General features: G+C 65.7%; 27 protein-coding genes and 1 pseudogene. 18 read left to right on the top strand and 10 right to left on the bottom strand.

Features of this window, described 5'->3' with window-relative positions; translation table 11 throughout:
* The first annotated feature begins 3 nt into the window (after positions 1–3).
* On the top strand, positions 4–285 hold the full coding sequence (locus C1D09_RS03010; RefSeq protein ID WP_246135638.1) for an ArsR/SmtB family transcription factor: 282 nt from the start codon (positions 4–6) through the stop codon (positions 283–285).
* A 36-nt stretch (positions 286–321) separates the two neighbouring features.
* Here C1D09_RS03010 and C1D09_RS03005 read toward each other — a convergent pair whose 3' ends face one another.
* Positions 322–1206: an aldo/keto reductase family oxidoreductase gene (locus C1D09_RS03005; protein WP_143972920.1), complete on the bottom strand. Its 885-nt coding sequence runs from the start codon at positions 1204–1206 to the stop codon at positions 322–324.
* A 93-nt stretch (positions 1207–1299) separates the two neighbouring features.
* Between C1D09_RS03005 and C1D09_RS03000 the strand changes: the two genes are divergently transcribed.
* From C1D09_RS03000 to arsK, 8 genes are all read left to right on the top strand, one after another.
* Positions 1300–2205: a LysR family transcriptional regulator gene (locus C1D09_RS03000; protein ID WP_143972919.1), complete on the top strand. Its 906-nt coding sequence runs from the start codon at positions 1300–1302 to the stop codon at positions 2203–2205.
* A 160-nt stretch (positions 2206–2365) separates the two neighbouring features.
* Positions 2366–4279, top strand: a complete 1914-nt coding sequence (locus C1D09_RS02995; protein WP_143972918.1) for a diguanylate cyclase — start codon at positions 2366–2368, stop codon at positions 4277–4279.
* A 66-nt stretch (positions 4280–4345) separates the two neighbouring features.
* Positions 4346–4678: an ArsR/SmtB family transcription factor gene (locus C1D09_RS02990; protein ID WP_143972917.1), complete on the top strand. Its 333-nt coding sequence runs from the start codon at positions 4346–4348 to the stop codon at positions 4676–4678.
* 67 nt (positions 4679–4745) lie between these two features.
* Positions 4746–5855 carry an ACR3 family arsenite efflux transporter gene (arsB, locus tag C1D09_RS02985; protein WP_143972916.1) on the top strand — a complete coding sequence of 370 codons (1110 nt, stop codon included), beginning with the start codon at positions 4746–4748 and terminating at the stop codon, positions 5853–5855.
* Positions 5852–6274, top strand: a complete 423-nt coding sequence (gene arsC, locus C1D09_RS02980; protein ID WP_143972915.1) for an arsenate reductase (glutaredoxin) — start codon at positions 5852–5854, stop codon at positions 6272–6274. Before arsB ends, arsC begins: the two co-directional genes overlap by 4 nt.
* A 65-nt stretch (positions 6275–6339) precedes the next feature.
* Complete coding sequence (locus C1D09_RS02975) at positions 6340–6660, top strand: ArsR/SmtB family transcription factor (protein ID WP_143972914.1); 321 nt, start codon at positions 6340–6342, stop codon at positions 6658–6660.
* Positions 6661–6703: 43 nt separating this feature from the next.
* Positions 6704–8089, top strand: a complete 1386-nt coding sequence (locus tag C1D09_RS02970) for an NAD(P)/FAD-dependent oxidoreductase (RefSeq protein WP_143972913.1) — start codon at positions 6704–6706, stop codon at positions 8087–8089.
* Positions 8086–9381, top strand: a complete 1296-nt coding sequence (arsK, locus tag C1D09_RS02965) for an arsenite efflux MFS transporter ArsK (protein WP_143972912.1) — start codon at positions 8086–8088, stop codon at positions 9379–9381. Before C1D09_RS02970 ends, arsK begins: the two co-directional genes overlap by 4 nt.
* On the opposite strand, the gene C1D09_RS02960 is transcribed toward arsK, so the two are convergent.
* Positions 9345–9971 (bottom strand): class I SAM-dependent methyltransferase, encoded by a 627-nt coding sequence (locus C1D09_RS02960; protein WP_143972911.1) that lies wholly within the window; start codon positions 9969–9971, stop codon positions 9345–9347. The two genes, arsK and C1D09_RS02960, sit on opposite strands and share 37 nt — an antisense overlap.
* A 215-nt stretch (positions 9972–10186) precedes the next feature.
* Here C1D09_RS02960 and C1D09_RS02955 point away from each other — a divergent pair, with 215 nt between their 5' ends.
* The gene (locus C1D09_RS02955; protein WP_143972910.1) at positions 10187–10633 is read left to right on the top strand and encodes an SRPBCC family protein; all 447 of its coding nucleotides are present in this window, start codon (positions 10187–10189) and stop codon (positions 10631–10633) included.
* A 174-nt stretch (positions 10634–10807) separates the two neighbouring features.
* Here C1D09_RS02955 and C1D09_RS02950 read toward each other — a convergent pair whose 3' ends face one another.
* Together C1D09_RS02950 and C1D09_RS02945 are read right to left on the bottom strand one after the other, a co-directional pair.
* Positions 10808–11653, bottom strand: coding sequence for a hypothetical protein (locus C1D09_RS02950; protein WP_143972909.1), 846 nt, complete (start codon positions 11651–11653; stop codon positions 10808–10810).
* A gap of 137 nt (positions 11654–11790) precedes the next feature.
* Positions 11791–12651: a helix-turn-helix transcriptional regulator gene (locus C1D09_RS02945; protein WP_143972908.1), complete on the bottom strand. Its 861-nt coding sequence runs from the start codon at positions 12649–12651 to the stop codon at positions 11791–11793.
* Positions 12652–12729: 78 nt separating this feature from the next.
* Between C1D09_RS02945 and C1D09_RS02940 the strand changes: the two genes are divergently transcribed.
* A complete protein-coding gene (locus tag C1D09_RS02940) occupies positions 12730–13614 on the top strand; it encodes an SDR family oxidoreductase (RefSeq protein WP_143972907.1) in 885 nt (294 codons plus the stop codon).
* Positions 13615–13629: 15 nt separating this feature from the next.
* On the opposite strand, the gene C1D09_RS02935 is transcribed toward C1D09_RS02940, so the two are convergent.
* Positions 13630–14328, bottom strand: coding sequence for a RibD family protein (locus tag C1D09_RS02935; protein ID WP_143972906.1), 699 nt, complete (start codon positions 14326–14328; stop codon positions 13630–13632).
* 354 nt (positions 14329–14682) lie between these two features.
* On the opposite strand from C1D09_RS02935, the gene C1D09_RS02930 reads away from it, so the two are divergent.
* The 5 genes and pseudogenes from C1D09_RS02930 (at position 14683) to C1D09_RS02915 (ending at position 19920) form a co-directional block, all read left to right on the top strand.
* Complete coding sequence (locus C1D09_RS02930; RefSeq protein ID WP_143972905.1) at positions 14683–15630, top strand: substrate-binding domain-containing protein; 948 nt, start codon at positions 14683–14685, stop codon at positions 15628–15630.
* A gap of 272 nt (positions 15631–15902) precedes the next feature.
* Positions 15903–16331, top strand: a pseudogene (locus C1D09_RS34310) (ATP-binding cassette domain-containing protein); the annotation flags it as partial.
* On the top strand, positions 16326–17402 hold the full coding sequence (locus C1D09_RS02925) for a sugar ABC transporter ATP-binding protein (RefSeq protein WP_425463397.1): 1077 nt from the start codon (positions 16326–16328) through the stop codon (positions 17400–17402). The pseudogene C1D09_RS34310 and the gene C1D09_RS02925, both read left to right, overlap by 6 nt.
* Positions 17399–18415, top strand: coding sequence for an ABC transporter permease (locus tag C1D09_RS02920; protein ID WP_143972903.1), 1017 nt, complete (start codon positions 17399–17401; stop codon positions 18413–18415). The genes C1D09_RS02925 and C1D09_RS02920 overlap by 4 nt, the downstream gene beginning before the upstream one ends.
* Positions 18416–18609: 194 nt before the next feature.
* Positions 18610–19920 (top strand): hypothetical protein, encoded by a 1311-nt coding sequence (locus tag C1D09_RS02915; RefSeq protein WP_143972902.1) that lies wholly within the window; start codon positions 18610–18612, stop codon positions 19918–19920.
* A 133-nt stretch (positions 19921–20053) separates the two neighbouring features.
* On the opposite strand, the gene C1D09_RS02910 is transcribed toward C1D09_RS02915, so the two are convergent.
* The 4 genes from C1D09_RS02910 to C1D09_RS02895 all read right to left on the bottom strand — a co-directional run bounded on the left by C1D09_RS02910 (position 20054) and on the right by C1D09_RS02895 (position 22280).
* Complete coding sequence (locus tag C1D09_RS02910; protein WP_143972901.1) at positions 20054–20635, bottom strand: hypothetical protein; 582 nt, start codon at positions 20633–20635, stop codon at positions 20054–20056.
* On the bottom strand, positions 20632–21237 hold the full coding sequence (locus C1D09_RS02905) for a hypothetical protein (RefSeq protein ID WP_143972900.1): 606 nt from the start codon (positions 21235–21237) through the stop codon (positions 20632–20634). The genes C1D09_RS02910 and C1D09_RS02905 overlap by 4 nt, the downstream gene beginning before the upstream one ends.
* Positions 21234–21821 carry a hypothetical protein gene (locus C1D09_RS02900; protein WP_143972899.1) on the bottom strand — a complete coding sequence of 196 codons (588 nt, stop codon included), beginning with the start codon at positions 21819–21821 and terminating at the stop codon, positions 21234–21236. Before C1D09_RS02900 ends, C1D09_RS02905 begins: the two co-directional genes overlap by 4 nt.
* A gap of 96 nt (positions 21822–21917) precedes the next feature.
* Positions 21918–22280, bottom strand: a complete 363-nt coding sequence (locus tag C1D09_RS02895; protein WP_143972898.1) for a hypothetical protein — start codon at positions 22278–22280, stop codon at positions 21918–21920.
* Between the two features lie 172 nt (positions 22281–22452).
* Between C1D09_RS02895 and C1D09_RS02890 the strand changes: the two genes are divergently transcribed.
* Positions 22453–22755, top strand: a complete 303-nt coding sequence (locus tag C1D09_RS02890) for a hypothetical protein (RefSeq protein ID WP_143972897.1) — start codon at positions 22453–22455, stop codon at positions 22753–22755.
* Between the two features lie 51 nt (positions 22756–22806).
* Here the strand turns inward: C1D09_RS02890 and C1D09_RS02885 are convergent, their stop codons facing one another.
* Positions 22807–23511 carry an XRE family transcriptional regulator gene (locus C1D09_RS02885; RefSeq protein ID WP_095776039.1) on the bottom strand — a complete coding sequence of 235 codons (705 nt, stop codon included), beginning with the start codon at positions 23509–23511 and terminating at the stop codon, positions 22807–22809.
* Between the two features lie 576 nt (positions 23512–24087).
* On the opposite strand from C1D09_RS02885, the gene C1D09_RS02875 reads away from it, so the two are divergent.
* On the top strand, positions 24088–24752 hold a 665-nt coding region (locus C1D09_RS02875), incomplete at its 3' end, for a GcrA family cell cycle regulator (RefSeq protein ID WP_143972895.1).

The raw sequence follows: 24752 nt of genomic DNA, 5'->3' as shown, positions 1-24752 counted from the left end.
GAACTGCTCGCCGCGATGGCAAATGAAAAACGTCTGATGATCCTGTGCCATCTGCTGGACGGCGAGACGAGCGTGAACGAACTGGCCGAACTGGTTGCGATGAACCAGTCGGCGCTGTCGCAGCAGCTTTCAAAGCTGCGCGCGCTCAAGCTCGTGGACACGAGGCGCGACGCCCAGCAGGTCTATTATCGGTTGGCTTCGGCGGAGGTGGAGCGAATCCTGCAGACGCTCTACGGCATCTATTGCGATCCGCAGACAAGGATCGCCAGGGTCGGCAGCCGGTAGTCGCCGGTAGTCCGCCGACCGGCAGCAGGAATCGCCTTATGCCGCTTGCTCGGCTTCACTGCCGATGCCGTTCAGCACTTTGAGCGCATCGGCCGGGAGGTCGAGTTCGGCCGCAGCCAGGTTCTCGCGGAGATGGCTGGGCGAGGAGGTGCCGGGGATGAGCAGGATGTTGGGCGCGCGGCGCAACAGCCAGGCGAGCGCCACCTGCATGGGGGTCGCGCCGAGTTTCCTGGCGACATTGGCCAGCGTGTCCGACTGCAGCGGCGTGAAGCCGCCAAGCGGGAAGAACGGCACATAGGCGATGCCGTCTGCGGCAAGCGCGTCGATCAGCGCGTCGTCGTCGCGGTGTGCGATATTGTACTGGTTCTGCACGCAGACGATCTCGGCGATGCTGCGTCCCTGGGCGATCTGGGTCGCGGTGACGTTGCTCATCCCGATATGGCGGATAAGGCCCTGGCGCTGCAATTCGGCGAGCGTGTTCAACTGCGGCTCGAGCGATCCTTCGGCGGGGCCGTGGATGCCATGCATGGAGCGCAGGTTGACGACCTCGATCACATCAAGCCCGAGATTGCGCAGGTTGTCGTGCACGGCCTCGGTCAGTTCCCTGGGCGACATTGCTGGAAGCCAGGATGCATCGGCGCCGCGTCGGGCGCTGACCTTGGTGACGATGGTGAGGTTGGCGGGGTAGGGGTGCAGCGCCTCGCGGATCATCTGGTTGGTGACGTGCGGGCCATAGAAATCCGACGTGTCGATGTGGTCGACGCCGCTGGCGATCGCCTCGCGCAGCACGGCAAGGGCTGCGTCGCGATCCTTCGGCGGGCCGAAGACGCCTGGTCCCGCCAGTTGCATGGCGCCGTAGCCGAGTCGCTTTACGGTGCGGTCGCCGAGTTTGAAAGTTCCGGCCTTGCTGATGTCGGTCATGGTCTCATCTCCTTTGGATCGGCCCAATGTAGACAAGGCGCGCCTGCGCGATAATATGGTGCAATCGGCACAGCCTGTGCGGAAGGGCGAACAATGGCGGCGGATCTTGGCGACCTACAGGCGTTCATCGCGGTGGCGCGCGCCGGCGGCTTTCGCGAGGCGGCGCGGGTGGGCGGCGTCAGCGCCTCCAGCCTCTCGGAGACGGTGCGGCGGCTGGAGACGGGGCTCGGCGTGCGGCTGCTCAACCGCACGACACGCAGCGTCGCGCCCACCGAGGCCGGCGCGCGCCTGCTCGAGCGGCTGGCTCCGGCGCTCGGCGAAGTCGAGGCGGCACTCGACGTGGTCAACGGCTTTCGCGGCCGCCCCGCCGGCACGCTGCGGCTCAACGTGCCGGTCGTCGCCGCGAAACTGGTGCTGCCGCGCCTGTTGCCGCCTTTCCTCGCCGCCTATCCCGACATTCGCGTCGAAGTGACCGCGGAGGACAGTTTCGTCGACATACTGGCGAGCGGCTCCGACGCCGGCATCCGCTATGAAGAGCGCCTGGAGCAGGACATGATCGCCGTGCCGATCGGCCCGCGCCGGCAGCACTACGCCGCCGCCGCCGCACCGGCCTATCTCGACCGGCACGGCCGGCCCGAGCATCCGCGCGACCTGCTGCAGCACGCTTGCCTGCGCGGCCGCTTCGCCAGCGGCCTGACGCCGCCCTGGGAGTTCGAACGCGACGGCGAGGTGGTGAGCGTCGAGCCGACGGGCCCGCTGCTGGTCAGCACCGGAACGGCCATGGCGCTCGCGCTCGAGGTGGCGGTCGCCGGCGGCGGCATCGTCTCGCTGTTCGAGGACTGGCTGCGCCCCTATTTCGACGATGGCCGACTGGAGCCGGTGCTGGAACCCTGGTGGCAGGAATTTTCCGGCCCATACCTCTACTATCCCGGCCGCCGCCTCACACCCGCGCCGCTCAGGGCCTTCATCGACTTTGTTGCTACGATGCGCTGGGGGTGATCTCGAGCCGATATCGCGCCGCCGGATGTGCCATGTCCGTCAGCCCTGTCTGCCCGATTCCTTAGACCGGGAGTCAGATGGCCGACGTAACACTTTGTTGTCATTGAGGGACTATCGAGGAGGCGATACGGCGAAAGCCCGGTGACAGGAAAGGCGCGCAATGGGTTCGCCCTGGTCCGAATTGCTGGCAAACCTCGCGGTCGTGGCGATGTTCGTTTCGGTCTGGATCCACACGCATGTGTGGCTGGACCGCAGGCCGGCCCCGGTAAAAGCGGCGGCCTTCGGCCTGCTCATGGGGGCCGGCGCCATCGTCCTCATGCTGACCCCCATGCAGTTGCAGCCGGGCGTGCTGGTCGACCTCAGGGCGACGATGATCGCCATTGCCGGCTTCTTCGGCGGTCCTGTCGCCGGTGTCGTCGCCGGCGTCATGGCCGGTGCCTTCCGGACTTTCGAGGGCGGCATCGGCGCCTTCGCCGGAGCGGTCGGCATCGCGGCCACCATGCTGGTAGGCATTGCCGGCAATCTTGCGCTCAGGGGCCGCCGGCCCAGCATGGCCGACATCATGATCCTGGGTTCCGCGGCCGCGTGCGGCTCGCTGATTGGCCTCAGCGTCCTGCCGCGGTCGGTCATACAGACGGTTCTGCCGCAGGTGGTGTTTCCCTCCAGCCTGCTCATCTTCGTCTCCGTGGCGATGTCGGGACTGGCCCTTTACCAGGAGCGGCGTCGCCTGGAGGCGCTGCAGTCGAGGCGTATCTTCAAGACCGTGGTCGAGACCTTGCCCGATTGCCTCAATGTCAAGGATCTCGACGGACGCTTCATCGCCGCCAATCCGGCGACCGCCGAATTGATGCACGCGGCCAGCGCGAAGGCGCTGATCGGCAAGACGGATTTCGATTTCTACCCCAGCGAAACGGCGCGGGAATTCCGAGAGGACGAGCTCGCCGTCCTGGCATCCGGCATCGCCTCCACCATCGAGCAGCATGTTCACCACGAGGACGGCACGGATGGCTGGCTGGCAACGCTGAAGGCGCCGTTTCGCGACAGGACCGGGGCCGTCATCGGCCTGATCACGCACAATCGCGACATCACCGAGCGCAAGCGGCTGGAGACCGAGCTGGCGGAAAGCCAGGCAAGGCTGGGAGACGCGCTCACGCACATGGCCGACGGGCTGGTGATGTTCGATTCCGCCGGAAAGCTCATTCTGTGCAACGCCCAGTATCGGACCCTGTTTCCGAAGACGGCCGACATCAGGGTGCCCGGCACCGACTATCGCGACATATTGCGCGCCTCGGTCGCCCGGGGCGAAAGCATCACGCCGCCCGACGCCGTCGAGGGCTGGATTGCCGCGATCATGGTCACGCAGACGCATGCCAGCCACCGCCAGATCCGGCTCGCCGACGGGCGCTGGCTCGACGTGCGGACCCGGCCGACCGGCGATGGCGGCAGCCTGAGCGTGTTTTCCGACATCACCGAGGCCAAGCAGGTCGAGGCGGAATTGCTGGCCGCCAACGAGAAGCTGAACCTCCTGGCGCACCGCGACGGGCTGACCGAACTGTTGACGCGGCGGGCCTTCGACGAGGCGCTGGCGCGTGAATTCGCCCGCGGCCGGCGCAACGCTACACCCCTCAGCCTGCTCATCATCGATGTCGACTGGTTCAAGCGGTTCAACGACCATTACGGCCATCCTGCCGGCGACGAATGCCTGCGCGCCGTCAGCGGCTGCATCGAGGCGACGGCGCGACGGCCGGCCGACGCAGCGGCCCGCTATGGCGGCGAGGAGTTCGCGCTCGTCCTGCCCGAGACCGACGCCAGAGGCGCCTTCGTCATCGCCGAGACCCTTGCTGGCAAGGTGCGCGACCTCCGGCTCGCGCATGCCGGCAGCGAAAAGGGCATCGTCACCGTCAGCATCGGCGTCGCCACTTTCGACGGGAGTGCCGACATCGAGATCGCCGACCTGCTGCGGCGCGCCGACGAGGCCCTCTATGGCGCCAAGGCCGCCGGGCGGGATCGCGTGCATGGCTGGCGGCCGCATCTGAGCGAACCACGCACGACGGGTTCCCGGCGCAAGGCGTGACCCCCGGTCGTCACACCACTGTCATGGTCCCCTGCCATTAATCCATAAATCTGGATATGTGGATTGATGGACAAGGCAACGGCATTGCAGGCGCTCGCCGCACTCGGCCAGGAAACCAGGCTGGAGGTGTTCCGGCTGCTGGTGCGGGCCGGGACCGGGGGCGTGCCGGCAGGCGAGATCGCGACGCGGCTGCGGGCGGTGCAGAACACCATGTCGGCGCATCTGAAGATCCTCGGCCAGGCCGGGCTGGTGCATGCCGAGCGCGAAGGGCGCAGCATCCGCTATTCGGCCGACATGACCGGGTTTCGCGATCTGCTGGCCTATCTGATGGAGGATTGCTGCAATGGCGCTCCGGAGCTTTGCCAGCCGATCCTCCAGGCGGTGACCTGCAAATGTTGAGGTGGGTGGTTCGCCCTGGCCACATTGGTCGCAACCTGCCCAAGTCCGGATGAGGCAAGAGGAATCAATGTCAGATCATATTCTAGATGCCGGCGAGGCGCCGAGGCCCGGCATCGGCTTCGTCGAGAAATACCTGACGGTGTGGGTGGCGCTGTGCATCGTCGCGGGTGTTGTCCTCGGCCATTTGCTCCCTGGCGTGTTCGGCGCCATCGCATCGGCCGAGATCGCCAAGGTCAACATTCCCGTCGCGGTGCTGATCTGGCTGATGATCGTGCCGATGCTGCTGCGTGTCGATTTCGCCTCGCTGGCCAGCGTCGGCACCTATTGGCGAGGGATAGGGGTCACTCTGTTCATAAACTGGGCGGTGAAGCCGTTTTCCATGGCGCTGCTGGGCTGGCTCTTCATCGGCTGGCTGTTCCGGTCCTGGTTGCCGGCCGCGCAAATCGATTCCTACATAGCCGGGCTGATCATCCTCGCGGCGGCACCTTGCACGGCCATGGTGTTCGTCTGGTCTAACCTTACGCGCGGCGAGCCGAACTTCACACTGTCGCAGGTGGCGCTCAACGACGCGATCATGATCGTTGCCTTCGCGCCCATCGTCGGCCTGCTGCTCGGGCTGTCGGCGATCACCGTGCCATGGGGCACGCTGGTGCTGTCGGTTGCCCTGTACATCATCCTGCCGGTGCTCGTTGCCCAACTGATCCGCGGGCGCCTGCTGGCCGCGAAGGGGCAGGGCGGGCTCGATGCGCTGCTGGCCACCATGCAGCCCTTGTCGCTGATCGCCCTGCTGGCGACGCTGGTGCTGTTGTTCGGCTTCCAGGGCGAGCAGATCATCGCCCAGCCGATGGTGATCGGGCTGCTGGCGGTACCGATCCTGATCCAGGTCTATTTCAACTCCGGTCTCGCCTATATGCTCAACCGGCTCTCCGGTGAGCGGCATTGCGTGGCCGGACCGTCGGCCTTGATCGGCGCGTCCAACTTCTTCGAGTTGGCGGTCGCGGCCGCGATCGCTCTTTTCGGGCTGAATTCCGGTGCCGCGCTCGCAACCGTGGTGGGCGTGCTGATCGAGGTTCCTGTCATGCTGTCCGTGGTGTGGATCGTGAACCGAAGCAAAGGCTGGTACGAGCAGGGAGCCGCCGTCCGCAACGCCACATCCCGCGAGAGGACCCCGCAATGACCATCACCATCTATCACAACCCGGCCTGCGGCACGTCGCGCAACACGCTGGCGATCATCCGCCAATCCGGCGAGGAGCCGGAGGTCATCGAGTATCTGAAGACGCCGCCGTCGCGCGCCAGGCTAGTCGAATTGATCGAGGCGATGGCCATGACGCCGCGCCAATTGTTGCGCGAGAAGGGCACGCCCTATGCCGAACTCGGCCTTGCCGACCCCAAATGGAGCGACGACGAGATCCTCGATTTCATGCTGGCGCATCCGATCCTGATCAACCGGCCGATCGTGGTCACACCGCTGGGCGTCGTGCTGGCCCGGCCGTCCGAAGCGGTGCTCGATATCCTGCCAAATCCGGATATCGGCCCGTTCACCAAGGAGGACGGCGAGGTCGTCATCGACGCGAGCGGCAAGCGGGTCGCCTGAAGGCTATTTCGATATTCTTCGAAATAGAACTTGACGGTCTCAGTCGTCGGGCGCATGCTATTTCCATGAAACTCAAACAAGCAGCGAAGCAACTGGAGGCGCTCGGCAATCCGACGCGGCTGAACCTCTATCGTATCCTGGTTCGGGCCGGCGAGGCGGGCCGGCCGGTCGGTTATCTGCAGGAAAGCCTTGGCATCGCAGCCTCGACGCTGTCGCACCATCTGCACCGCCTGATCCTGACCGGGTTGGTCAGCCAGGAGCGGCAGGCGACGACGCTGATCTGCCGCGCCAACTATCCCGTGATGAACGATCTCATCGGCTTCCTCGCCGACGAATGCTGCGCCGATGCGGCCTGCAGCCCGGCAGCGGATGAGGCGGCCGCCTGAATTTTTCCCTGTTATTTCGATAATACCGGAAGGATAGAAGTTGATGCAAAACGATCTGCCCATCGCCGTCATCGGCGCCGGCCCGGTTGGTCTCGCCGCCGCGGTGCATCTCATCGCCCAGGGCCTGCCGGTGAAACTCTATGAGGCCGGCGGCGGCGTCGCGGCCAATCTGCGGGACTGGGGCCACGTCCGGGTGTTCACGCCCTGGCGCTATTGCGTCGATGAGGCTGCCAGGACATTGCTCGAAAGCCATGGATGGCGGATGCCGGACGCGCAAGCGTTTCCGACCGCCGATGAACTCGTCGCGCACTATCTCGAGCCGCTCGCCAACCTGCCGGAACTGGCGCCGGCTATCGAAACCAAGGCGCGTGTCGTGGCCATATCGCGCTGGGGCGCCGACAAGGTGCGCGGCAGCGAGCGCGGGACGCGACCCTTCATGCTTGTCGTCGAAACCGCCAATGACACAAGGCGCGACAGTGCCCGCGCGGTCATCGATGCCTCGGGGACATGGCGCACGCCCAATCCGCTCGGCGCCGGCGGCATCGCGGCCGAAGGCGAGGTGGGGTTTGCCGACCGCATCGCCTACGGCATCCCTGATGTTCTTGGCCGCGATCGAGCGCTTTATGCCGGCCGCACGACGCTGGTCGCCGGTTCCGGCCATTCGGCGGCCAATGCCTTGCTCGACCTTGCCAGGCTGGCGGAGACCGCGCCCGGCACGGCCTTCATCTGGGCGGTGCGCGGAACCGACCTCGTGCGCATCTATGGCGGCGGCGACGCCGACCAATTGCCGGCGCGTGGCGAACTCGGTGCCGATGTGCGCGAGCTCGCCGAAAGCGGCCGCGTCCAGCTGGTGACCGGCTTTGCGACGCTTGCGATCCGCGAGCGTGACGGGAGGCTGATCGTCGAGGGGCAAAGCGAGGAGGGAGTGCTGCAACTCGGCCCCGTCGACCGCATCATCGCCGCGACCGGACAGCGCCCGGACCTGTCGCTGACCCGGGAACTAAGGCTCGATCTCGATCCGTGGCTGGAGGGCGTCAAGGCGCTCGGTCCGCTCATCGATCCCAACGAGCATTCCTGCGGCGACGTGCCGCCGCATGGCCACCGCGAACTCAGTCATCCCGAGCCCGGCTTCTACACGGTCGGCATCAAGAGCTATGGCCGTGCGCCGACCTTCCTGCTGCTCACCGGCTACGAGCAGGTGCGTTCGGTCGCGGCGGCGCTCGCCGGCGATATGGCGGCGGCCGACGCGGTGCGCCTGGTGCTGCCCGAAACCGGTGTCTGCACGGTGCCGGCGGCCCGCTCCTCGCAGGGTTGCTGCGGCGGACCGGCGCCGGCGGCGATCGATGCCTGCTGCGCGGCGGATGCCGACGCCAAGGCCGCCGGCAAAAGCGGTTGCGGCTGCGCCGGCAAGATGGAAGCCGCCGAGTGAGCGACGCCAAGATCCCCGCTTGCGCCATCTGGGCGCTGGGCACCACGCAGATCGTCGGCTACGGCACGCTCTACTACAGCTACAGCATCCTGGCGCCGGCGGTGGCGGCGGAACTGGCGTGGTCGCAGCAATGGGTGTTCGCGGTGCTCTCGGTGTCGCTGCTGGCAAGCGCCGTCGTGGCGCCGTTCGCCGGCAGCCTCGCGGACCGGGTCGGGGCGGGACGCCTGATGGTGCCGGGATCGCTGGCGGCCGCGGTCGCGTTGCTCTTGTGCGCACTGGCGCCGGGGCGCGCCGGCTTTGCCATGGGCGTGCTGGCCATGGAACTCGCCTCCTGCTTCGTGCTCTACAGCACGGCCTTCGTCGCCATCGTGCAGCTCGGCGGGGCGGGGCGCGGCATCACCCATCTCACCTTGATCGCCGGCTTCGCCTCGACCCTGTTCTGGCCATTGACGACGCTGCTGCACCAGCATCTCGGCTGGCGGGAGGTCCTCGTTCTGTTCGCCGCGCTCAACGCCTTTGTCTGCCTGCCGATCCATTGGTGGCTGGCCCGGCTTTCCAGCCGGATCGGCAAGGCGCGGGAAAGGATCGTTCCGGTAACGGCGAGCCTGTCGGGACCCGGGCCCGGCCGGCGATGGTCGCTCCTGTTCGTCCTGGTGCTGGCCGGCTTTGCCATAGAGGGCTTCATGCTCTCGGCTGTTCTCGTGCAGATGGTGCCGCTGCTCACTTTGGTCGGCCTCGGCGGCGCCTCGGTGCCGGTCGCCAGCCTGTTTGGCCCGTCGCAAGTGGCAAGCAGGCTGGTCAACATGCTGTTTGGCCGCGGCCTGCCGCAGACATCGCTGGCGCTCGGCGCGACCGCAGGACTGGCCGGCGGCCTCGCGGTGCTGCTGATGGTGGCGCCCTCCGTTGCCGGCGCCATGCTGTTTGCCGTGCTCTTCGGCTTCGGCTCGGGCCTGATGAGCATTGTCGGCGGCACGCTGCCGCTCGAATTGTTCGGCCAGCAACGCTACGGCTCCTATGTCGGCTGGATCACGGCGGCGCGCCAGTTCAGCTCCGCCTTCGCCCCATTCGGCCTGACCCTGATGATATCGGGCCTGGGCGTTTTCCCGGCCTTGTGGCTCAACGTCGTGGTCGGCCTGGTCGGCATCGCCGCCTTCGCCGCCGTCGCGTTGATCAGCCGGCAATCGCGCAACGAAACGGGCGGCATGGCCGATGCGGCTGCGCCGGGCGGCGCGGACAGTGTCACGGCAGCGCCGGATTACATGTCAGGCGCCCGTCTGAAAACGCTGAACTGAAAGGGCTGAGAGGAACCCCATGGCGTCACATGCAGGTGGTCGATTGTGCGAACCAGTGCAAAGCCGGCTCCAAGGACTTGGGCGAGCGTGCTTGCATCGTATCGTTGAACGGGCAGGCCGCTGCATTTCTCCGGTCCGTCGAGGGCGAACGTCGCGATAATCGCGTGGCCGTTTGGGGCGAGGGCCCGCCTGAGCGTGAAGAGGTAAGCATCACGATCCGCTTCGTCGACCATGAAATGGAAGGCAGCCCTGTCATGCCAGACATCGTAAAGTCGCCTCGGCGACCAGGCGCGAATGTCGGCAACGATCCAATCGACGTGCCCGCCGGTCCCAGCCAGTCGACCGCGCGCCGCAGCGAGCGCCGCCGCGGACAGATCCAGGACAGCGACGTCCTCGAAGTGTTGTTCTTGAAGCTTATCCACCAGCCGGGAGGCGCCGCCCCCCACGTCGACGATGGCAGAGCCGCGCTCGGCAATCTCCTTGATCAACGAAAGAGAGGGCTCGGGAATATCCTGGAACCAACTGACGCCGTCCTCGCGCTTCGATTCATATGTTGCGTTCCAGTGCAACTGCGATGCCTCTTCCTCCATCGGGCCGGCCCCCATTTTTGGTGACACCGTCCAGCATATCAGTCGCGGTGGCCGGCCGGCGATCAATTTGTGGAAGCACGATTGTTGAGACCGGCAAGGATTGATCCTGCAGGCTCCATTCCCGCCAAGGCACAAATTGCTGCCAGCCGAAATCGCGCGGAAGTGCCAACCGATATTGCGCTACCTTTCCCCCGGCAGTCGCGGTAAATGCGGGGATGACCGATCCCTGCGCACCGATCGTCAAGGCCATCGTCGTCGCCGCCGAACCGGCCAAGGTCTGGCGGGTGCTGACGACGCCTGGGATAATCCCGCAATGGATGTCCGATGAAGAGCTGACCGTCAGCCTGGAGGGGCATGCGGGTGGCCCAATCGTGATACGGGGGCTGCTGCACGGCATGGCGTTCGAGAACCGTGGCATCGTCCGCGCGTTCGAGCCGCAGCGGCTGTTCTCCTACAGTTACTGGAGCACGCTGTCGGCCTCGCGCCTGGCGGACGTGCCCGAACACCATACGCTGGTCAGTTTCGCCCTGGCGCCGGCGGATGGAGGAACGCTGCTGACGCTGACGCTCAGCGACTTCGCCGAGCCGTCGATGCGCCCACACGCCAATCTCTACTGGGGGCCGACCTTGCAGATCCTGAAGGCGGTGTGCGAGCGATGCTGAAAACGGAAGGAGCTGGCGCCATGTGCCAAGGCGGGTCAGCTTCCGATGCTACGCTACAAGGTTACAGGAGTTGTACAAAGGCATCGTCAGACCTTGGAGCCAGCCGCGCGAGCTGCCTGTATGCGTGGGTTCACTTTGTTCCCACGCGACTGACGAATTTTGAGCGCAGATTCGCTATTTTGCTTTACCTGCTGCCGCAGATAATCGATCTCTGAGGCGCTGAATTGGGCTGGCCCCGGCTCGCGCTCCGTAGTCTTTGTCTTGGCCCCATTGAGCGAGAAAATTCCCTTCAGGCTCTGTAAGACATTGTAAGTCATGACCGATTTCCTCTTTCAAGAGGCCGGAAATCTCCCCCGAATATACCGATGAAAGCACATCCACCGTCGCCGGCGCAATGGGGAGCCGGAAGTTTACGCCGTGATTAGTTGACAATGTCGTAATGGCGGCCACGGTTCCACCGCCTCTAACAATGTGGCTTCGGAGGGCCGCTATCGTGCCGCCAAGCGTACAGTTATCATCAGCTATAATATAGGCGCAATCTTGTCGCACTGCACCATCAAACACCGGCTGCCATAGAAATCGTGGAAAGTTTCCCAGCCTGGTGCGGCCAGGCCTCGCGGTTTCAATGATCTCTTGATCGATATTCCCCCCTAGCTCATTGGCCAGGTATGCTGCAAACGCGAACGGAATAGCATTCGTTGGCTTCAACGGGTGTTGCCCCGTGCTGTCCAGTGGGTTGAATTCAGGATGGGGCACCACGACCAGTGCTGGGCGGCCTATTTTCATCACTGCGTCAGCAATAAGATCAAGTGCCGGCTGAGCCACGGATTGTTCGACCAAGTCAGCCGCAGCTTCCTCGTCAAATTCCCTTTTCGCACGATTGTACTTTTCAGTACCTTGCGCTGCCTCTTTGGCCGATGCCCTGAATGTGCCCTTGAGTTGATCCCATCGGCAATGGACAAAAACGTCCTCGGGTTCATCGGCGCCCCAAGGCTCCCTCTTATGTTGCCCCATCGCCAAGACTTTACTTACGACTCAACCAATCATCCTCTATCGCACAATTACTAGGCGGAGTGAAAGCGCTGGGTGTCTCGTAGGTTTGCTACTAGTTTTTGCTCCTTTCGCGCTTTCGTCGAGCGATGTTGTTGCCAATAACCTCAAACGCGCCGTTGGACCGGTCGGTTTCCAGCAGCGTGGCGCTTGGCCAAAGCCCGGATCCGGTCGGCGACCTTGCTGTCGACCGGGTTGTAGACGGTCAGGTTCAAATCCGGCCGGCCGTCGACCGCGAAGGATGAATATTCCAGTTCGATGTCGCCAAGTTCCGGATGCTTCAGGCGCTTTGTCCCGTCGCCATGGGCGAGCACGTCGTTCTCCTGCCACAGCGCGGCGAACTCGGCGCTGCCGCCGCACAGTTCGTCCACCAGTTGGGTGACCTCGGAGACCGCGCCGGCGCGTGCCGCGTCGGCCCGGAATGCGCCGACCACGAAACGGGCAAGGTTTTCCCAATCGTGCTGCTTGGCGCGGATGTGGGGCGTGAGGAACATGAAGCGCAATATGTTGCGCCGGCCGGCGGGGATGGTGCCGTAGTCGGTCAGCACGATCTCGGCGGCGCGGTTCCAGGCGACGACGTCCCATGTGGCGGTCTTGACCAAAGCCGGGCTGGCCTCGAGCGTGTCGATGAGGCGCTGCAGCCGGGGGCTGACGCCCTCGTCGCCCCGGTAGCGGACCTCGGGCGGGCGGCCCAGCCCGAGCATGAACAGATGTTCGCGCTCCGCCTCGGTCAAAAGCAGCCCCTTGGCGATGCGGTTCAGCACATCGGCCGAAGGCGCGCCGCCACGGCCCTGTTCCAGCCATGTGTACCAGGTCGGGCTGATGTTGGCGCGCTGGGCGACCTCTTCGCGGCGCAGCCCCGGCGTGCGCCGGCGCCCGGAAAAGCCGAACGAGGCGGGATCGAGCCGGGTGCGGCGGTCTTTCAGGAAGGCAGCGAGAGAACCGGGGGTGGGCATCCTGTTAGCCATTATACCATAATAACATCACTACTTTAATGGAATAATAGACCGGAGATACTGCGCGGGCAATTGTGCAGGAGATTTTGCATGCGCATCTTTTTGACCGGCGCCACCGGCTTCATCGGCTCGGCGATCGTTCCCGAACTCATCCAGGCCGGCCATCAGGTGGTCGGCGTCACCCGTTCCGATGCCGGCGCCGAGGCGCTGGCGGCCGCGGGCGCCGAAGTGCATCGCGCAACCCTCGAGGATCCGGCAAGCCTGCGCAGCGGCGCCGCCGAAGCGGACGCCGTGATCCACACCGCGTTCGACCATGATTTCTCGCGCTTTGCCGAAAACTGCGAAAAGGACAAGCGCGTGATCGCAGCACTCGGCCAGGCATTGGCCGGATCCGACCGGCCGCTGGTGATCACGTCGGGCGTCGGCATGGGCAGCCCCGGACATGGCCAACTGGCGGTCGAGGACGTCTTCAACGCCAGCCACCCCAATCCACGCGTCGCCTCGGAACTCGCCGGCAATGCCTTGCTGGAGGCCGGCATCAATGTGTCGGTCGTGCGCCTGCCGCAGGTCCACAATCCGATCAAGCAGGGGCTGATCTCGCCGCTCATCGAGATCGCGCGCCAAAAGGGCGTCTCGGCCTATGTTGGCGAAGGCCGCAACCGCTATTCGGCGGGGCATCTCTTCGACGCCGCCAGGCTCTACCGGCTTGCCGTCGAAAAGCGCCAGCCGGGTGCGCGCTACCACGCTGTCGGCGAGGAAGGCGTCGAGGTGCGCGAAATCGCCGAGGCGCTTGGGCGGGGCCTGAAATTGCCCGTCGTCTCGATCGCGCCCGAAAAGGCGGCGGAGCATTTCGGCTGGATGGGAATGTTTGCCCCCATGGACCTGCCAGCCTCCAGCGCGCTGACCCAGGCACGGCTCGGCTGGCATCCGATCGGCCCGACGCTGATCGCCGATCTGGACGCCATGCGGTATTGAGGGCCTGCCGCCGCCTCAGCCAGGGCTGACGGCATAGCGCAAGTGGATGAGCCCATGCGCCAGCGTTTGGCAACTTGTCAGCGACAGCTGCATCTTGCCGGCGAGGCCGTTTTCGCCGAACTCGACAAAACCCTGGTTTCCCGCCCGCGCATCGAGCGCGGGCGCCACCAGAAGGCTGAGTTCATCGACAAGCCCTGCGGCGAAGAAGGAGCCGTTGATGCCGGCGCCGCCTTCGAGCAGCAGCCGGCGGATTGCGAGCTCACGCCCGAGCACGTCGAGCATGGCGGCGAGATCGATCTCGGCCGTTTCCGACACGACATAGGAGACGCCGTCGGCGGCAAGCTCGGCCAGATGGCTGTCGGAGACGTCACGCCCAAGCAGCACCACGACATGGTCGCCGCCGACATCCGGCTTGGCGAAATGCAGCTTGCCGGACGCATCGAGCGCTACCGCATAGGTGCCCGCGTCGCGTTGCGCGAAATGATACGGCCGCTCGACCTTGCCGATCCGCGCCGGTGGGTGCGCGCCGGCCCTGCTCATCTCGGCCATGGTGACCCGGCCGACGATCCAGGCGTCGCCCTGGAGATCGCCGTGGATGCGCTCATAGAGGCCTGACCACTCGGCCCGGGTTCCGTCCGGGCTGGCGGTGTAGCGGCTCGGATGAAGACCGCCGTCGAGCGAGGCGAGCATATGGCAGATGACGTACGGCTTCATGGTTCTCCAGGACGGACCGATCTTCGGGAAGGGACTGAGCTTCAGGAATTGCTCAAGGGTCAAACTAGGGCCGCGGCCGCCGGAATGGAAGCCGGGCCGGTCGGTCCGTCCAAAATTCCGACAATTCCGACAATTTCGCCTCCGGCGCTGTTATATCGATGTTGCACAAATGGTTGACCCTGGGTTAGCATCCTCTTGCTGATGCCGATGGGAGGCAGTTTTTGCAACGGCGATCAGCTGGAGCGGCAATGCGCTTCCCGCGCAAGGAGGATGCTCCAACACTTTGAACCGACGCATGATCCTTCCTGAAACCGTCCCGGTTTCCGGGGCGTGCGTTCTTGTGGAGGATCAACCATGAACAGACGTGAATTCCTGATGACGTCCGTGGCCGCGGGCGCGATGGTGCTTGCCGCACCTTCGGCATTCGCCGAGGACAAGCTGACCATCCTGGGCTCGGTGCCCAATCTCGGCTTTCCGTTCTTCGTGCACATGCTGAACGAGATCAAGGCCGAAGCGCAGGCGCAAGGCGTCAACCTGACAGAAAGCGACGGCCAGAATTCGGCCACCAAGCAGACCGCCGACATCGAGGCGGCGCTGGTGCAGAAGGTCAACGCCATCGTGATTTCGCCGCTCGACGTCAACGCGCTGGCGCCGGCAATCGAGGAAGCGGTCAAGGCCGGCGTTCCCGTTGTGACGATCGACCGCCGCGTCGACGGTGTCCAGGGCATCCTCGCCCATGTCGGCGCCGACAATGTCAAGGGCGGCGAGGCGGAGGCGAGCGCAATGGTTGCGGCGTTCCCCAACGGCGCCAAGCTGTTCCACCTGCAGGGCCAGCCGGGTGCCGGTCCGGCGATCGACCGCAACAAGGGCGTGCACAATGTGCTCGATCCCCTGAAGGACAAGTACCAGATCATCTTCGAGCAGACCGCGAACTTCGCCCGCGCAGAGGCGCTGTCGGTGACGGAAGCCGGGCTCGCCGCCAATGGCAAGCCGGACGCCATCATCTGCGCCAATGACGACATGGCGCTCGGCGCGCTCGAAGCCTGCGCGGCGCGCAACTTCACCGACGTCAAGATCTACGGCTTCGACGCGCTGCCGGAAGCGCTGGTTGCCGTGCGCGATGGCAAGCTCGCCGGCACGGTCGAACAGTTCCCCGGCCAGCAGTCGCGCACCGCCGTGCAGATCGCGGTCGCCTACGCCAAGAACAAGACCGAGCCGAAGGAGAAGCTGGTGCTGTTGACGCCGATCGTCATCGGCAAGGACAATCTCGACAAGGCCGAGAGGTTGAGCGAGACGAAGTAGGGGCTGATCGGTGAGGCCGGTGGGACAGCGCGCCCTTCTGCCCTGTCGGGCGCAGCCCTTCGCTGTCGCTCGGGGCGTTCGTCGTTCGGAAAGCCAAGCAATTGGCTTCCCGTCCGCTTCGCGGACCACGTCTCAGCCCCCTCGTGGGGGGCGTTGTCCCGCTGCCTGCCGCACCACGGGAGCAGCCCTTGCCGCCTGAAGCCGCGCCCGTCCTGCTTGCCGTCGAGGGCGTCACCAAGCATTTCGCCGGCGTCACCGCGCTGAGCGACGTCTCGCTCGACATCCGCCCCGGCGAAATCCTCGGCCTGCTCGGCGAAAACGGCGCGGGAAAATCGACACTGTTGAAGATCCTGTCGGGCGTCATGCCGCCGTCCAGCGGGCGCATCACTTTCGACGGCGCCGACTACGCGCCATCCAGTCCGCAGGATGCCAAACAGCTCGGCATCGTCACCATCTACCAGGAACTCAGCCTGATCCCGACGCTGACGGTGGCGGAGAACATTTTCATCGGCCGCGCGCCGGTCGGACCACTGGGGCTGGTGAGCTGGCGCAGGATGGAGCAGGATTCGCGCGACATCATCGCCCGTGTCGGCCTTTCCATCGATCCGATGACGCCGGTCTCCGCCCTGTCGGTGGCCGAGCAGCAACTGGTGGAGATCGCCCGCGCCCTGTCGCTCAAGAGCCGGCTGATCATCATGGACGAGCCGACCTCGGCGCTGACCGAGACCGAGGTGCAGCGGCTGTTGTCGATCATGGGCCGGCTGCGCCAGGACAAGGTCGCCATCATGTTCGTCACCCATCGGCTTGAGGAGGCCTCGGCCATCTGCGACCGCATGACGGTGCTGCGCGACGGCCGGCTTGCCGGGCATCTCGACCGCGACAAGGGGCGGCCGATCCAGTTGCCGCGGATCATCGAGAAGATGGTCGGCCGCGCTGCCTCCGAACTCTATGCAAGGCCGTCGCAGCGCGCGGTGGCCGGCGATGTCGTACTGTCGGTGCGCGGCTTGCGCACCGTGCGTGATCCCGAGGCGCCGCATGCCATCGTGCTCGACGGCGTCGACGTCGACGTCAAGGCAGGCGAAATCCTCGGCGTTGCCGGCCTTGTCGGTTCAGGCCGCACCGAGCTGGCGCGCGCCATTTTCGGCGCCGACCGCATCGCCGCGGGAACCATCACGCTGGACGGCAAACAGATCGCGCCGGCCTCACCGGCGGATGCCATCGCGCTCGGCATCGGCCTGGTGCCGGAGGACCGCAAGCATCAGGCGATCTTTGCCGCGCTCGGCATCCTGCCCAATTTCTCCGTCGCCTCGCTCGGCACGTTCAGCAACGGCTTCGGCTTCATGGCCGAGCGGCGCGAGCGCGACGCGCTGTCGGGTTTCAGGAAAATGCTGTCGATCCGCATGGCCTCGGCCGAGCAGGCGATCGAGGGCCTGTCGGGCGGCAACCAGCAGAAGGTCATCCTGGCGCGCTGGCTGGCGCGTGACCCGAAAGTGCTGATCGTCGACGAGCCGACGCGCGGCGTCGATGTCGGCGCCAAGGCGGAGGTGCATCAGATCCTGGTGCAACTGGCGGCGCGCGGCATCGCGGTGATGATGATCTCGTCCGAGCTGCCCGAAGTGCTGGCGGTGTCGGACCGCATCGTCACCATGCGCCGGGGCCGCATCACCGGTGAGATGCCGGGCGTCGAGGCAAACGAGGAAAAACTGATGGAACTGATGGCGCTCGACAGCCAAGATGCGCTTGGGCAGGATGCGGAGGATCAGGCGCGATGAGCATCGCCGAACAGCAGAACCAGCGCGGTGGCGCGACGATCGCGCGGCTGCTGATGAGTTTCGGGCCGCTGCTGTTCCTGGCGGCGCTGGTCGTCGTCTTCACCGTGCTGAAGCCGAGTTTCATCGACCCGATCAATCTGTTCAACATCACGCGGCAGATCTCGATCACCGGACTGATCGCGCTCGGCATGACCTTCGTCATCCTCACCGCCGGCATCGACCTGTCGGTCGGCTCGCTGCTGGCCTTCTGCGGCATGGTCGCCGCCGTCGTCGCCAAGGGCGGCGCGGCCAACACGCTGTCGCTGTCGACCTCAGGCACGCAGGGCTATGGCTGGTTCGCGGCGCTGCTGGCCGCCGTCATCGTCGGCGCCGCCGCCGGCGGCGTGCAGGGGCTTGCCATCACCCGGCTGAAAGTGCCGCCCTTCGTCGTCACGCTGGGCGGGCTGACGGTGTTTCGCGGGCTGACGCTGACCATCTCCAATGGCGGCCCGATCTCCGGTTTCGACGCCTCGATGCGCTGGTTCGGCACGGGGCTGATCGGCCCGGTGCCGGTGCCGGCCATCATCTTCGCCATCGCCGCGATCCTGTGCCACATCGTGCTGCGCTACACGCGCTACGGCCGCGCCGTCTATGCCGTCGGCGGCAATGCAGAGGCGGCACGGCTCTCGGGCCTGCGCGTCGACCGCATCCTTGTCTCGGTCTATGTCATCGTCGGCTTCTTCGCCGGGCTCGCCGCCTTCGTGCTGTCGGCGCGGCTCAATTCTTCCGAGGCGGTCGCCGGCATCGGCTATGAGCTGACGGTCATTTCCGCCGTCGTCATCGGCGGCACCTCGCTGTTCGGCGGCATCGGCTCGGTCGGCGGCACCGTGGTCGGCGCGGCATTGATCGGCGTGCTGCAGAACGGGCTGCAGTTCAACAATGTCTCGTCCTACACGCAAAGCATCGTGATCGGGCTGATCCTGATCCTGGCGGTGGCGTTTGACCGGTGGCTGAAGTCGCGGGTTCGGCGATAGGGCTTCTTCCTTCTCCCGCAAGGGGGAGGAAGAACCATCTATTCCGGCAACTTCTCCTCAACAATCCGCGCCGAACCCGCCATCACCTGCCCGGCGTGGTCGGACCGCGGCACGACCATCCATTCCCGGCCCGGTTGCAAAACGATCTGGCCTTGCTAGAAAGGCGTGGGGCGGGTGGCATCGTGAGAGACCTCATGTTTGCCGATATCATCAGGCCGATCAGCTTGAGTTTTTCGCTGCTGCGGCGCTTCTGGCCGCAGCTTGTCGCGCTGGTGCTGGCCGGGGTGCTGGCCGGCGATCTCCTGCTGCAACTGGCGGCGAAAGTGGCGCTCGCCGATCATTTCGCCGGGCTCGCCATGCTGACGCTGGTGGCGCTGGCGCAACTGGTGGTGACGGTGGCGATGTTCCATGTGCTGCGCCCCGGCCTACCGCATCTCCTGGCCGCGCAGCGCGGCGCCGACAAGGCCGCGAAGCAGCAGGACACTGACGATCGGCGTGGCTCGCGGCTGGTGCGCATGATCACCATCGCGCTTTTGCCTTTCTTCGCCTACTACGCGGCCTGGGGGTTCCTCGGCGATATCGTGCGGCAATATTCGCGCGCCACGCTCGACCAGGCCGATTTCGGCCAGGCTGGAAATGTGCTCGACGTGCTCGATTCGCGCTGGCTGCTGATCTCGGTGGCGGTGTCCTGGCTGATCCGCCGGCTGGCCAAGTTCATGCAGACGAAAACGAAGGCCGCGTCGTTCTGGCAGATCGTCGTGGTGATCTGCGAGACCAACTGGATCTTCGTCGGCCTCTATGTGATCAGCCGCTGGAAGGACACGGCGCTGCAATGGCTGATGAGCCGTTCCTTCTGGTCGGTATTTCAGGCGGCGGCCGACGGGCTGGCGAGCCCGGTGCCGGTGGCGACGGCGGCCCCGATGGTGCCGGTCGAGATCACCTCGATCGCGCCCTCGACGGTCGCCGTCAACCTGTTCTTCTACATGCTCCTGCCGCTGATCTGGCTGGTCATGGCGGCGCTGATCTACGGCTACGACGTGCGCGACGATGCCGCCCTGATGCGCGTGCATAATCGCGTGGAGCGTTTCGGCGCGCGCTATGCAGGCCTGCCGAAATTCCTGCGCGACTTCGTCGAGCATTTCATCGCCGGCTACCGCTCGCGCTATCTGCCGATCGCCAACGGCGTGCGGCTGACGGTGAGCTCCAGCCTGCTGCTTCTGTGCACGCTGATCATCGGCTATCGCCTTATCGACTGGGGCGCGGCCTGGCTGTGGCTCGGCGCGACGCGGCTGATCGGGCCGCACGAGCTCGATGTCTGGCAGATTTTCTCGCACGGCGTGACGCTGCTGTTCGGCAGCCCGTTCCAGGATTCCTCCACGGGCATTTTGATCGAGCCGATCAGGATATGCTTTCTGGCGGCGGTGCTGGAGACGGCCTTTTCGCTGAGCTCCCTTCGCCCCGTTCACGGGGGGAACGTGCCGGCAGGCGATGAGGGGCAGCGCTGACGCGAAAGAACCGAGCTTGGATTCGCGATGCCTGCGCCGACCGCGACGTTATGCAAGTCAGCCGCTTGCCGGAGCGTCGGCCCTCATTGCGCTGCCGGGCATTTCTCCCCGCATAGTGACGGGGTGAAAGTAGCTATTTCGGCGGCCGCTGAAAGCGCAGGTACCATGGGCGCTCACTGCCCAGGCCAACAGCTGGCCGGATCGTCTTGATGGCATCCTCGGGCACTATGAAAGTGTCGCCGATGGTGAGGACGTCGCCCCTCTTGGCGCCGGAGAAGATCGCCGAGGTGCAGGTCATCAGGCCCGCCGGCAGGCTGACGCCGCTGATGAAATCCGGCAGCCAGCGGCGACCGGCGGCATCGGTCAGCATCAGCTTGCAGCCCAGCCACTGCTTTTGCAGGTTGGGATCGCCAATGGTGACGGTGAAAGTGGCGATGACGGCGAAGGCGTGGTCGGGCAGGCGGCCAGCCTTGCCGCCGCGCAGATCGGCCAGTTTCCAGTCACTGCCGCCGAACGGCGCTGACTGGCCGAAATCGACATCCCGGGCGATGAGGTCCTCGCCATGCAGCCATTCGCGCAGGCTGTCATAGCACGTCTCGGCCAGCGTCAGCGGCAGCAGGATGGCAAGCGCGACAAGGCTGCGCCGCCGCCATTTCCTCTCGCGCCGCGGGTCCTCGCTGGCGATCGGTCCAGTAGCGGTAGACACGGCGCTCATGACTTGCCTTGAGGTGGCTGGGCCTGCGGGGCGTCAAGGTCGTATTGCGGCAGAACATCCGCCGGCTGGCCGTCGGCGCCTGTCGGCAGTCCATCGAGGCTGATGCGCGCCTGGGCGTCGAGCGGGCCGAACTGGCGCGCCGATATCAGCAGGCTGGCGCCGCGAATCTGGTCGGACGGTATTTCGAACACGAACAAGCCTCGCTTCTCCAGGCCCGGGTCGACGCCATGCGGCGGCATGTCCTGGCGGTAGCCGAGCCGCTCCGTCTGGCGGTAGCGCAGCCCGGTCGGGCCTTGCCAGGTGCCGTCGGCAATCGTGGTGGAGGCGGCGGTGGCGGTGAGATTGGTCGACACCACCGCCCACAGGCCGCTGGTGGTCAGAGACTTTTCCTGGCCGAACTGGTTGGTCTTGAGCTGGCGGGCAAAGACGACCTTGTCGAGCCGGACATCGAAGCTGCGCGCGCGCACGGTGTCGTGCATGGCGCCATCGACCGGGATCGGCGCGGTCAGGTCGGCATAATGCGGCTTCGACACCTGCATGCCGTAGCTCAGCGCCACGGTGCTGGCGAGGATGACGAGATTGCCGAGGATGCGGATTCTCATGGGCCGGTTCCCGGCGCCGGCACGTCGGCCACCGGCAAGGTGATGGTGCCGAGCCGGTAGGGATTGAACCAGCCGGGCGTGCCGTAGAGGTTGTCGCGCGGCTTGAAGATCTCGGCGGTGACGCCGAAGCTAAGGTTGGCTGGGACAGCCGCCTCGCCGGCCAGCGGCCAGACATAGGCCATGCGCTCGGTCATGCCGGGATGCAGTTCCGGCGTCAGTGTCCCGTCGCGCGTCAGCGCGATCATCGGCATGGGGTCGGCCAGGGCGAGGCCGTCCGGCTTGAAGACGTCGAAATAGGCCTTGTCGGATCGCGCCGTGCGGTTGGTCATGTCGGCCTCCAGCACCAGCGCCTTCTGACCGGGCTTCAAGAGCACGCCATAGGTCCTGGCGTGGCTGACATAGGCGCGCACCGGCCGGATGCGCCAGCGCCCGGCATCGGTGGCGGTGTCGAGCGGCAGCAGCGGTGGGGTGTGAGCGGGGAGGGCCCCGAAGGCGCCCATCAGGCCGGCGACGAACAGCGCCGCGATGGTTCCCGCGCCGGCCGTTATCCAGGTTTGAACTTTTGAGCGGGCAGTCCTGAACATTCCAAATCATGCACGTCGAACAGCCACCCACGCACAATCTAGAAAGAAACAGAACCGATTGGAACCCGCAAATGGTTGGTCCAGCATGGCCGGTCTTCAGGCCGCTTCGCGCGCCCACAGGCGATGGCCGTAGCGGCGGAAGAAGCGGGCGACAAGACGCTGCTGCCTGGCCCGGACGAGGTCGGCCAGTCGCCGTTCCTGGCGCCAGCGCGGCAGGTTGCGCCAGCAGGCGATGAAACGGGCAGTGTCCTCGATGGCCTCGCGCGCCGACAGCGCCGGGCCGATCGCCGCCAGGAACAACGGTTCGGATTGTTTCAATGCGTCGATGACGGCCTTGCGCCGGAAATGGTCCTGGCGAGCCTGCGCGATGCCGTTGCGGCGGATCGCCTCGAAGGCTTCAAGCAGAGCAGGGCTGTCGCCGGTGTAACCGCAGGCGCGGGCGAAATCGGCGGCATCCATCATTGCTCCCGGGTCTGGTGCGACAGGCGACTCACGCTTGTGAGTTTACATAAGCATAACTCAAAAAATGAGAAAGGGAAACTTTTGGGAAAGTGTTAAAACTGCGACTCGACTCGCAGCTCAAAACGCAGGATTATACGAACAAATCAGGAACAAATGGGATGGAGCGGCAATGGCATTGCCAGGCAGCAAACCAGTCATCGCGCATGTCGTCTCGATATCGGTCGAGTGCGGCGATTGCGGCCGCAACAGGTGGTGGAAACCGGAGGAGCTCCGGCGTTTCGGGGTGACGGGCAGCACGCCGCTGGCGGAGCTTTCTGGACGCATCGTCTGCTCGGCCTGCCGCGCCGACGGGCTTCCGGGCACGGCGATCTCGATCCAGGCGGCCTTCATCGACGAACGCCAGCGTGTGCGCAGCGAGGCGCAGATGCTGAGCGAGCGCGAGGTGCTGGTGGAAGGGGCGAAGCGGGCTTAAGCGGCTGGTTTTCCCTTCACCCGCAGGCGAGAAGGGAGGGAAGCACTTTTCCTAATACCCCAGCAATTCCTTCAGCGGAATAACCCGCCAGACATGCTTGATCGCATAGCGGTTGAAGGTCAGCGTCTTGGGTGGATTGTACTGCTCGACCACCAGTTCGCCCGCCGTGCGCTTGACCAGCTTCTTGATGAAGGCCTTGCCGTTGCGCTCGTTTTCTTCCGGAAAGGTCTCGATCACCACATGGTCGCCGGGGATCGCGTCGCGGCCGCCGCAATAGATGAGGTCGCCGGGTTCGTAGCGCGGCACCATGGAGTCGCTCAGCACATGCAGCGCGAACACCTTGGGCAGGTTGCGCACGCCCGGCGGGCGCTGGACGTAGCCGGCGGGCTCGCCGTTGAAGGTGAAGTCGCCGTCATCGCCGCCGACCGCGGCTCCCAGCACCTCGATATCCATTGAGCCGGCTGGCATCGGGCCGGCATCGGTGACGATCTCGGCATCGGCCACAGGACCGGCGTCGTCGAGGAAGACAACCTGCCCTTGGCCGAGCGCGACCGGGTCGACGCGCAGGAAGGCGGCGGTCTTCAACAGGTTCTCGGTCTTGGGCAGGTTGCGGCCGGTTTCCCAATTGCCGACGGCCGCGACATCGGTGTCGTTGTGCTCGGCGATATGGCGCATGACCAGCCCGCGCTGCTTGCGCGCCTGACGTATCGCCGCCCCGACCTTGATCGACAGTTCCGTTTTGGCCATGGCACCCATGTGAGCGATGAAAGCGGCTCTCGTCTATGAAAGAATGGCTTGCATCTTGTTTTGAGTTATGCTTATATCTGTCCATGCAGAACCTGTCCAGCTTTCGTGGCGCGGTAGCGCCAGTCTCCCGCGAGGCCAGCCCGGCGACCGATGTCGCCGCCCATTCCCTTTCGCCCCGGCCATCCTCCCTGGCCGCGGCGAAGCCCGGGCGCTTTGACGCCTCGGGTCCGGCCCGCCCGTCCCCGGCGGCCGGAACGGCCGGAGCCGCCGCTCCCCTCGGCTCCGGCCCCCAATTCGACCGGTCCGCTGCCGGTCCCTATGCGCGCTCCTGCATCCGCACGCAGGACGGCACCGTGTTCGAGCCGATGACGGGCAGGGCGGTTCCGGCTCCCGACAGGGAGCCGGCGGCGGCGCGGCTGGCACGCCTGACCGCCGGGCACTCGATCCGCTCCGGCTGATCCGGCCCGCGAGCCGGCTTTCGCCCCGAACACCCTGACCGTGGCCCGGACCGGGCCTGAACCCTGACGCCTGGCCGACGGCGCGCTTGCAAGCGCGGCGAAGGCGGACCCCTGGATGGAGCCTGGAATGGCAAGCTACAGCGACGCCGAACTGCAAGAGATCGCACACTGGCTGAAGGAGGGGCTTTCGGCCTCGAGGATCGCGGCGGCGTTCAGCGCGCTGCGCGGCAGTCCGGTCTCACGCAACGCCATCATCGGCATCGTCCACCGCAACACCGTGCTCGGCGCGATCGGCTTTGCCAATGGCCGGGGGATGCCGCCGGCCGCGAGACAGGCCGCCGGCGAGCAGGCAATACGCAAGCCGGCGTCCGCAAAGCGGGCAAATGGCAAGGCCAGCGGCGAGGCGGGGGCGCAAAAGCGCGCCGGCGTCGATGCCGTCGAGGACGCGCGCAAGAACAAGGCGCGGACCAGGCGCGATTCCTCGCCGGCCTGGCTGCCGCCACGCCTCTTCGTCCGCGAGGTGGGCGTGCTGATCGCCGATGGCGAGGCCTACCGTCTAGAGGTGCCCGCGCCCCAGCGTGGACCGATCGGCCGCCAGCCGCATGGCGTGGCGATGCGCTTCATCGATTGCCTGTTCGACCGCTGCCGCGCGCCGCTCGACCTGGCGCTGGAAGAGAACCCGGAGAACGACGCGCCGGGCGGCCGGCCTGGCGCCGACATGCTGTGCTGCGGCATGCGAACCAAAGGGCGGAAAAGCTACTGCGTCTACCATCAGGCGCGGTTTCAGCGGCG

This window comes from Mesorhizobium intechi, assembly GCF_002879535.1.
Lineage (GTDB): Bacteria > Pseudomonadota > Alphaproteobacteria > Rhizobiales > Rhizobiaceae > Mesorhizobium > Mesorhizobium intechi.
Note: the sequence above shows the minus strand (reverse complement) of the source record. Positions and strands in the feature narration are given on the sequence as shown.

Bases quoted from the DNA above. Each gene is read 5' to 3' on its own strand.
- C1D09_RS02935 (WP_143972906.1), bottom strand. From the start codon at position 14,328: ATGAAGCCGTACGTCATCTGCCATATGCTCGCCTCGCTCGACGGCGGT.
- C1D09_RS03000 (WP_143972919.1), top strand. From the start codon at position 1,300: ATGGCGGCGGATCTTGGCGACCTACAGGCGTTCATCGCGGTGGCGCGC.
- C1D09_RS02905 (WP_143972900.1), bottom strand. From the start codon at position 21,237: ATGAGAATCCGCATCCTCGGCAATCTCGTCATCCTCGCCAGCACCGTG.
- C1D09_RS02925 (WP_425463397.1), top strand. From the start codon at position 16,326: ATGGACGAGCCGACCTCGGCGCTGACCGAGACCGAGGTGCAGCGGCTG.
- C1D09_RS02915 (WP_143972902.1), top strand. From the start codon at position 18,610: ATGTTTGCCGATATCATCAGGCCGATCAGCTTGAGTTTTTCGCTGCTG.
- C1D09_RS02995 (WP_143972918.1), top strand. From the start codon at position 2,366: ATGGGTTCGCCCTGGTCCGAATTGCTGGCAAACCTCGCGGTCGTGGCG.
- C1D09_RS02990 (WP_143972917.1), top strand. From the start codon at position 4,346: ATGGACAAGGCAACGGCATTGCAGGCGCTCGCCGCACTCGGCCAGGAA.
- C1D09_RS02960 (WP_143972911.1), bottom strand. From the start codon at position 9,971: ATGGAGGAAGAGGCATCGCAGTTGCACTGGAACGCAACATATGAATCG.
- arsB (WP_143972916.1), top strand. From the start codon at position 4,746: ATGTCAGATCATATTCTAGATGCCGGCGAGGCGCCGAGGCCCGGCATC.
- C1D09_RS02895 (WP_143972898.1), bottom strand. From the start codon at position 22,280: ATGGATGCCGCCGATTTCGCCCGCGCCTGCGGTTACACCGGCGACAGC.
- C1D09_RS02890 (WP_143972897.1), top strand. From the start codon at position 22,453: ATGGCATTGCCAGGCAGCAAACCAGTCATCGCGCATGTCGTCTCGATA.
- C1D09_RS02955 (WP_143972910.1), top strand. From the start codon at position 10,187: ATGACCGATCCCTGCGCACCGATCGTCAAGGCCATCGTCGTCGCCGCC.
- C1D09_RS02885 (WP_095776039.1), bottom strand. From the start codon at position 23,511: ATGGGTGCCATGGCCAAAACGGAACTGTCGATCAAGGTCGGGGCGGCG.
- C1D09_RS02900 (WP_143972899.1), bottom strand. From the start codon at position 21,821: ATGTTCAGGACTGCCCGCTCAAAAGTTCAAACCTGGATAACGGCCGGC.
- C1D09_RS03005 (WP_143972920.1), bottom strand. From the start codon at position 1,206: ATGACCGACATCAGCAAGGCCGGAACTTTCAAACTCGGCGACCGCACC.
- C1D09_RS02920 (WP_143972903.1), top strand. From the start codon at position 17,399: ATGAGCATCGCCGAACAGCAGAACCAGCGCGGTGGCGCGACGATCGCG.
- arsC (WP_143972915.1), top strand. From the start codon at position 5,852: ATGACCATCACCATCTATCACAACCCGGCCTGCGGCACGTCGCGCAAC.
- C1D09_RS02930 (WP_143972905.1), top strand. From the start codon at position 14,683: ATGAACAGACGTGAATTCCTGATGACGTCCGTGGCCGCGGGCGCGATG.
- C1D09_RS02945 (WP_143972908.1), bottom strand. From the start codon at position 12,651: ATGGCTAACAGGATGCCCACCCCCGGTTCTCTCGCTGCCTTCCTGAAA.
- C1D09_RS02975 (WP_143972914.1), top strand. From the start codon at position 6,340: ATGAAACTCAAACAAGCAGCGAAGCAACTGGAGGCGCTCGGCAATCCG.
- C1D09_RS02910 (WP_143972901.1), bottom strand. From the start codon at position 20,635: ATGAGCGCCGTGTCTACCGCTACTGGACCGATCGCCAGCGAGGACCCG.
- C1D09_RS02970 (WP_143972913.1), top strand. From the start codon at position 6,704: ATGCAAAACGATCTGCCCATCGCCGTCATCGGCGCCGGCCCGGTTGGT.
- C1D09_RS02940 (WP_143972907.1), top strand. From the start codon at position 12,730: ATGCGCATCTTTTTGACCGGCGCCACCGGCTTCATCGGCTCGGCGATC.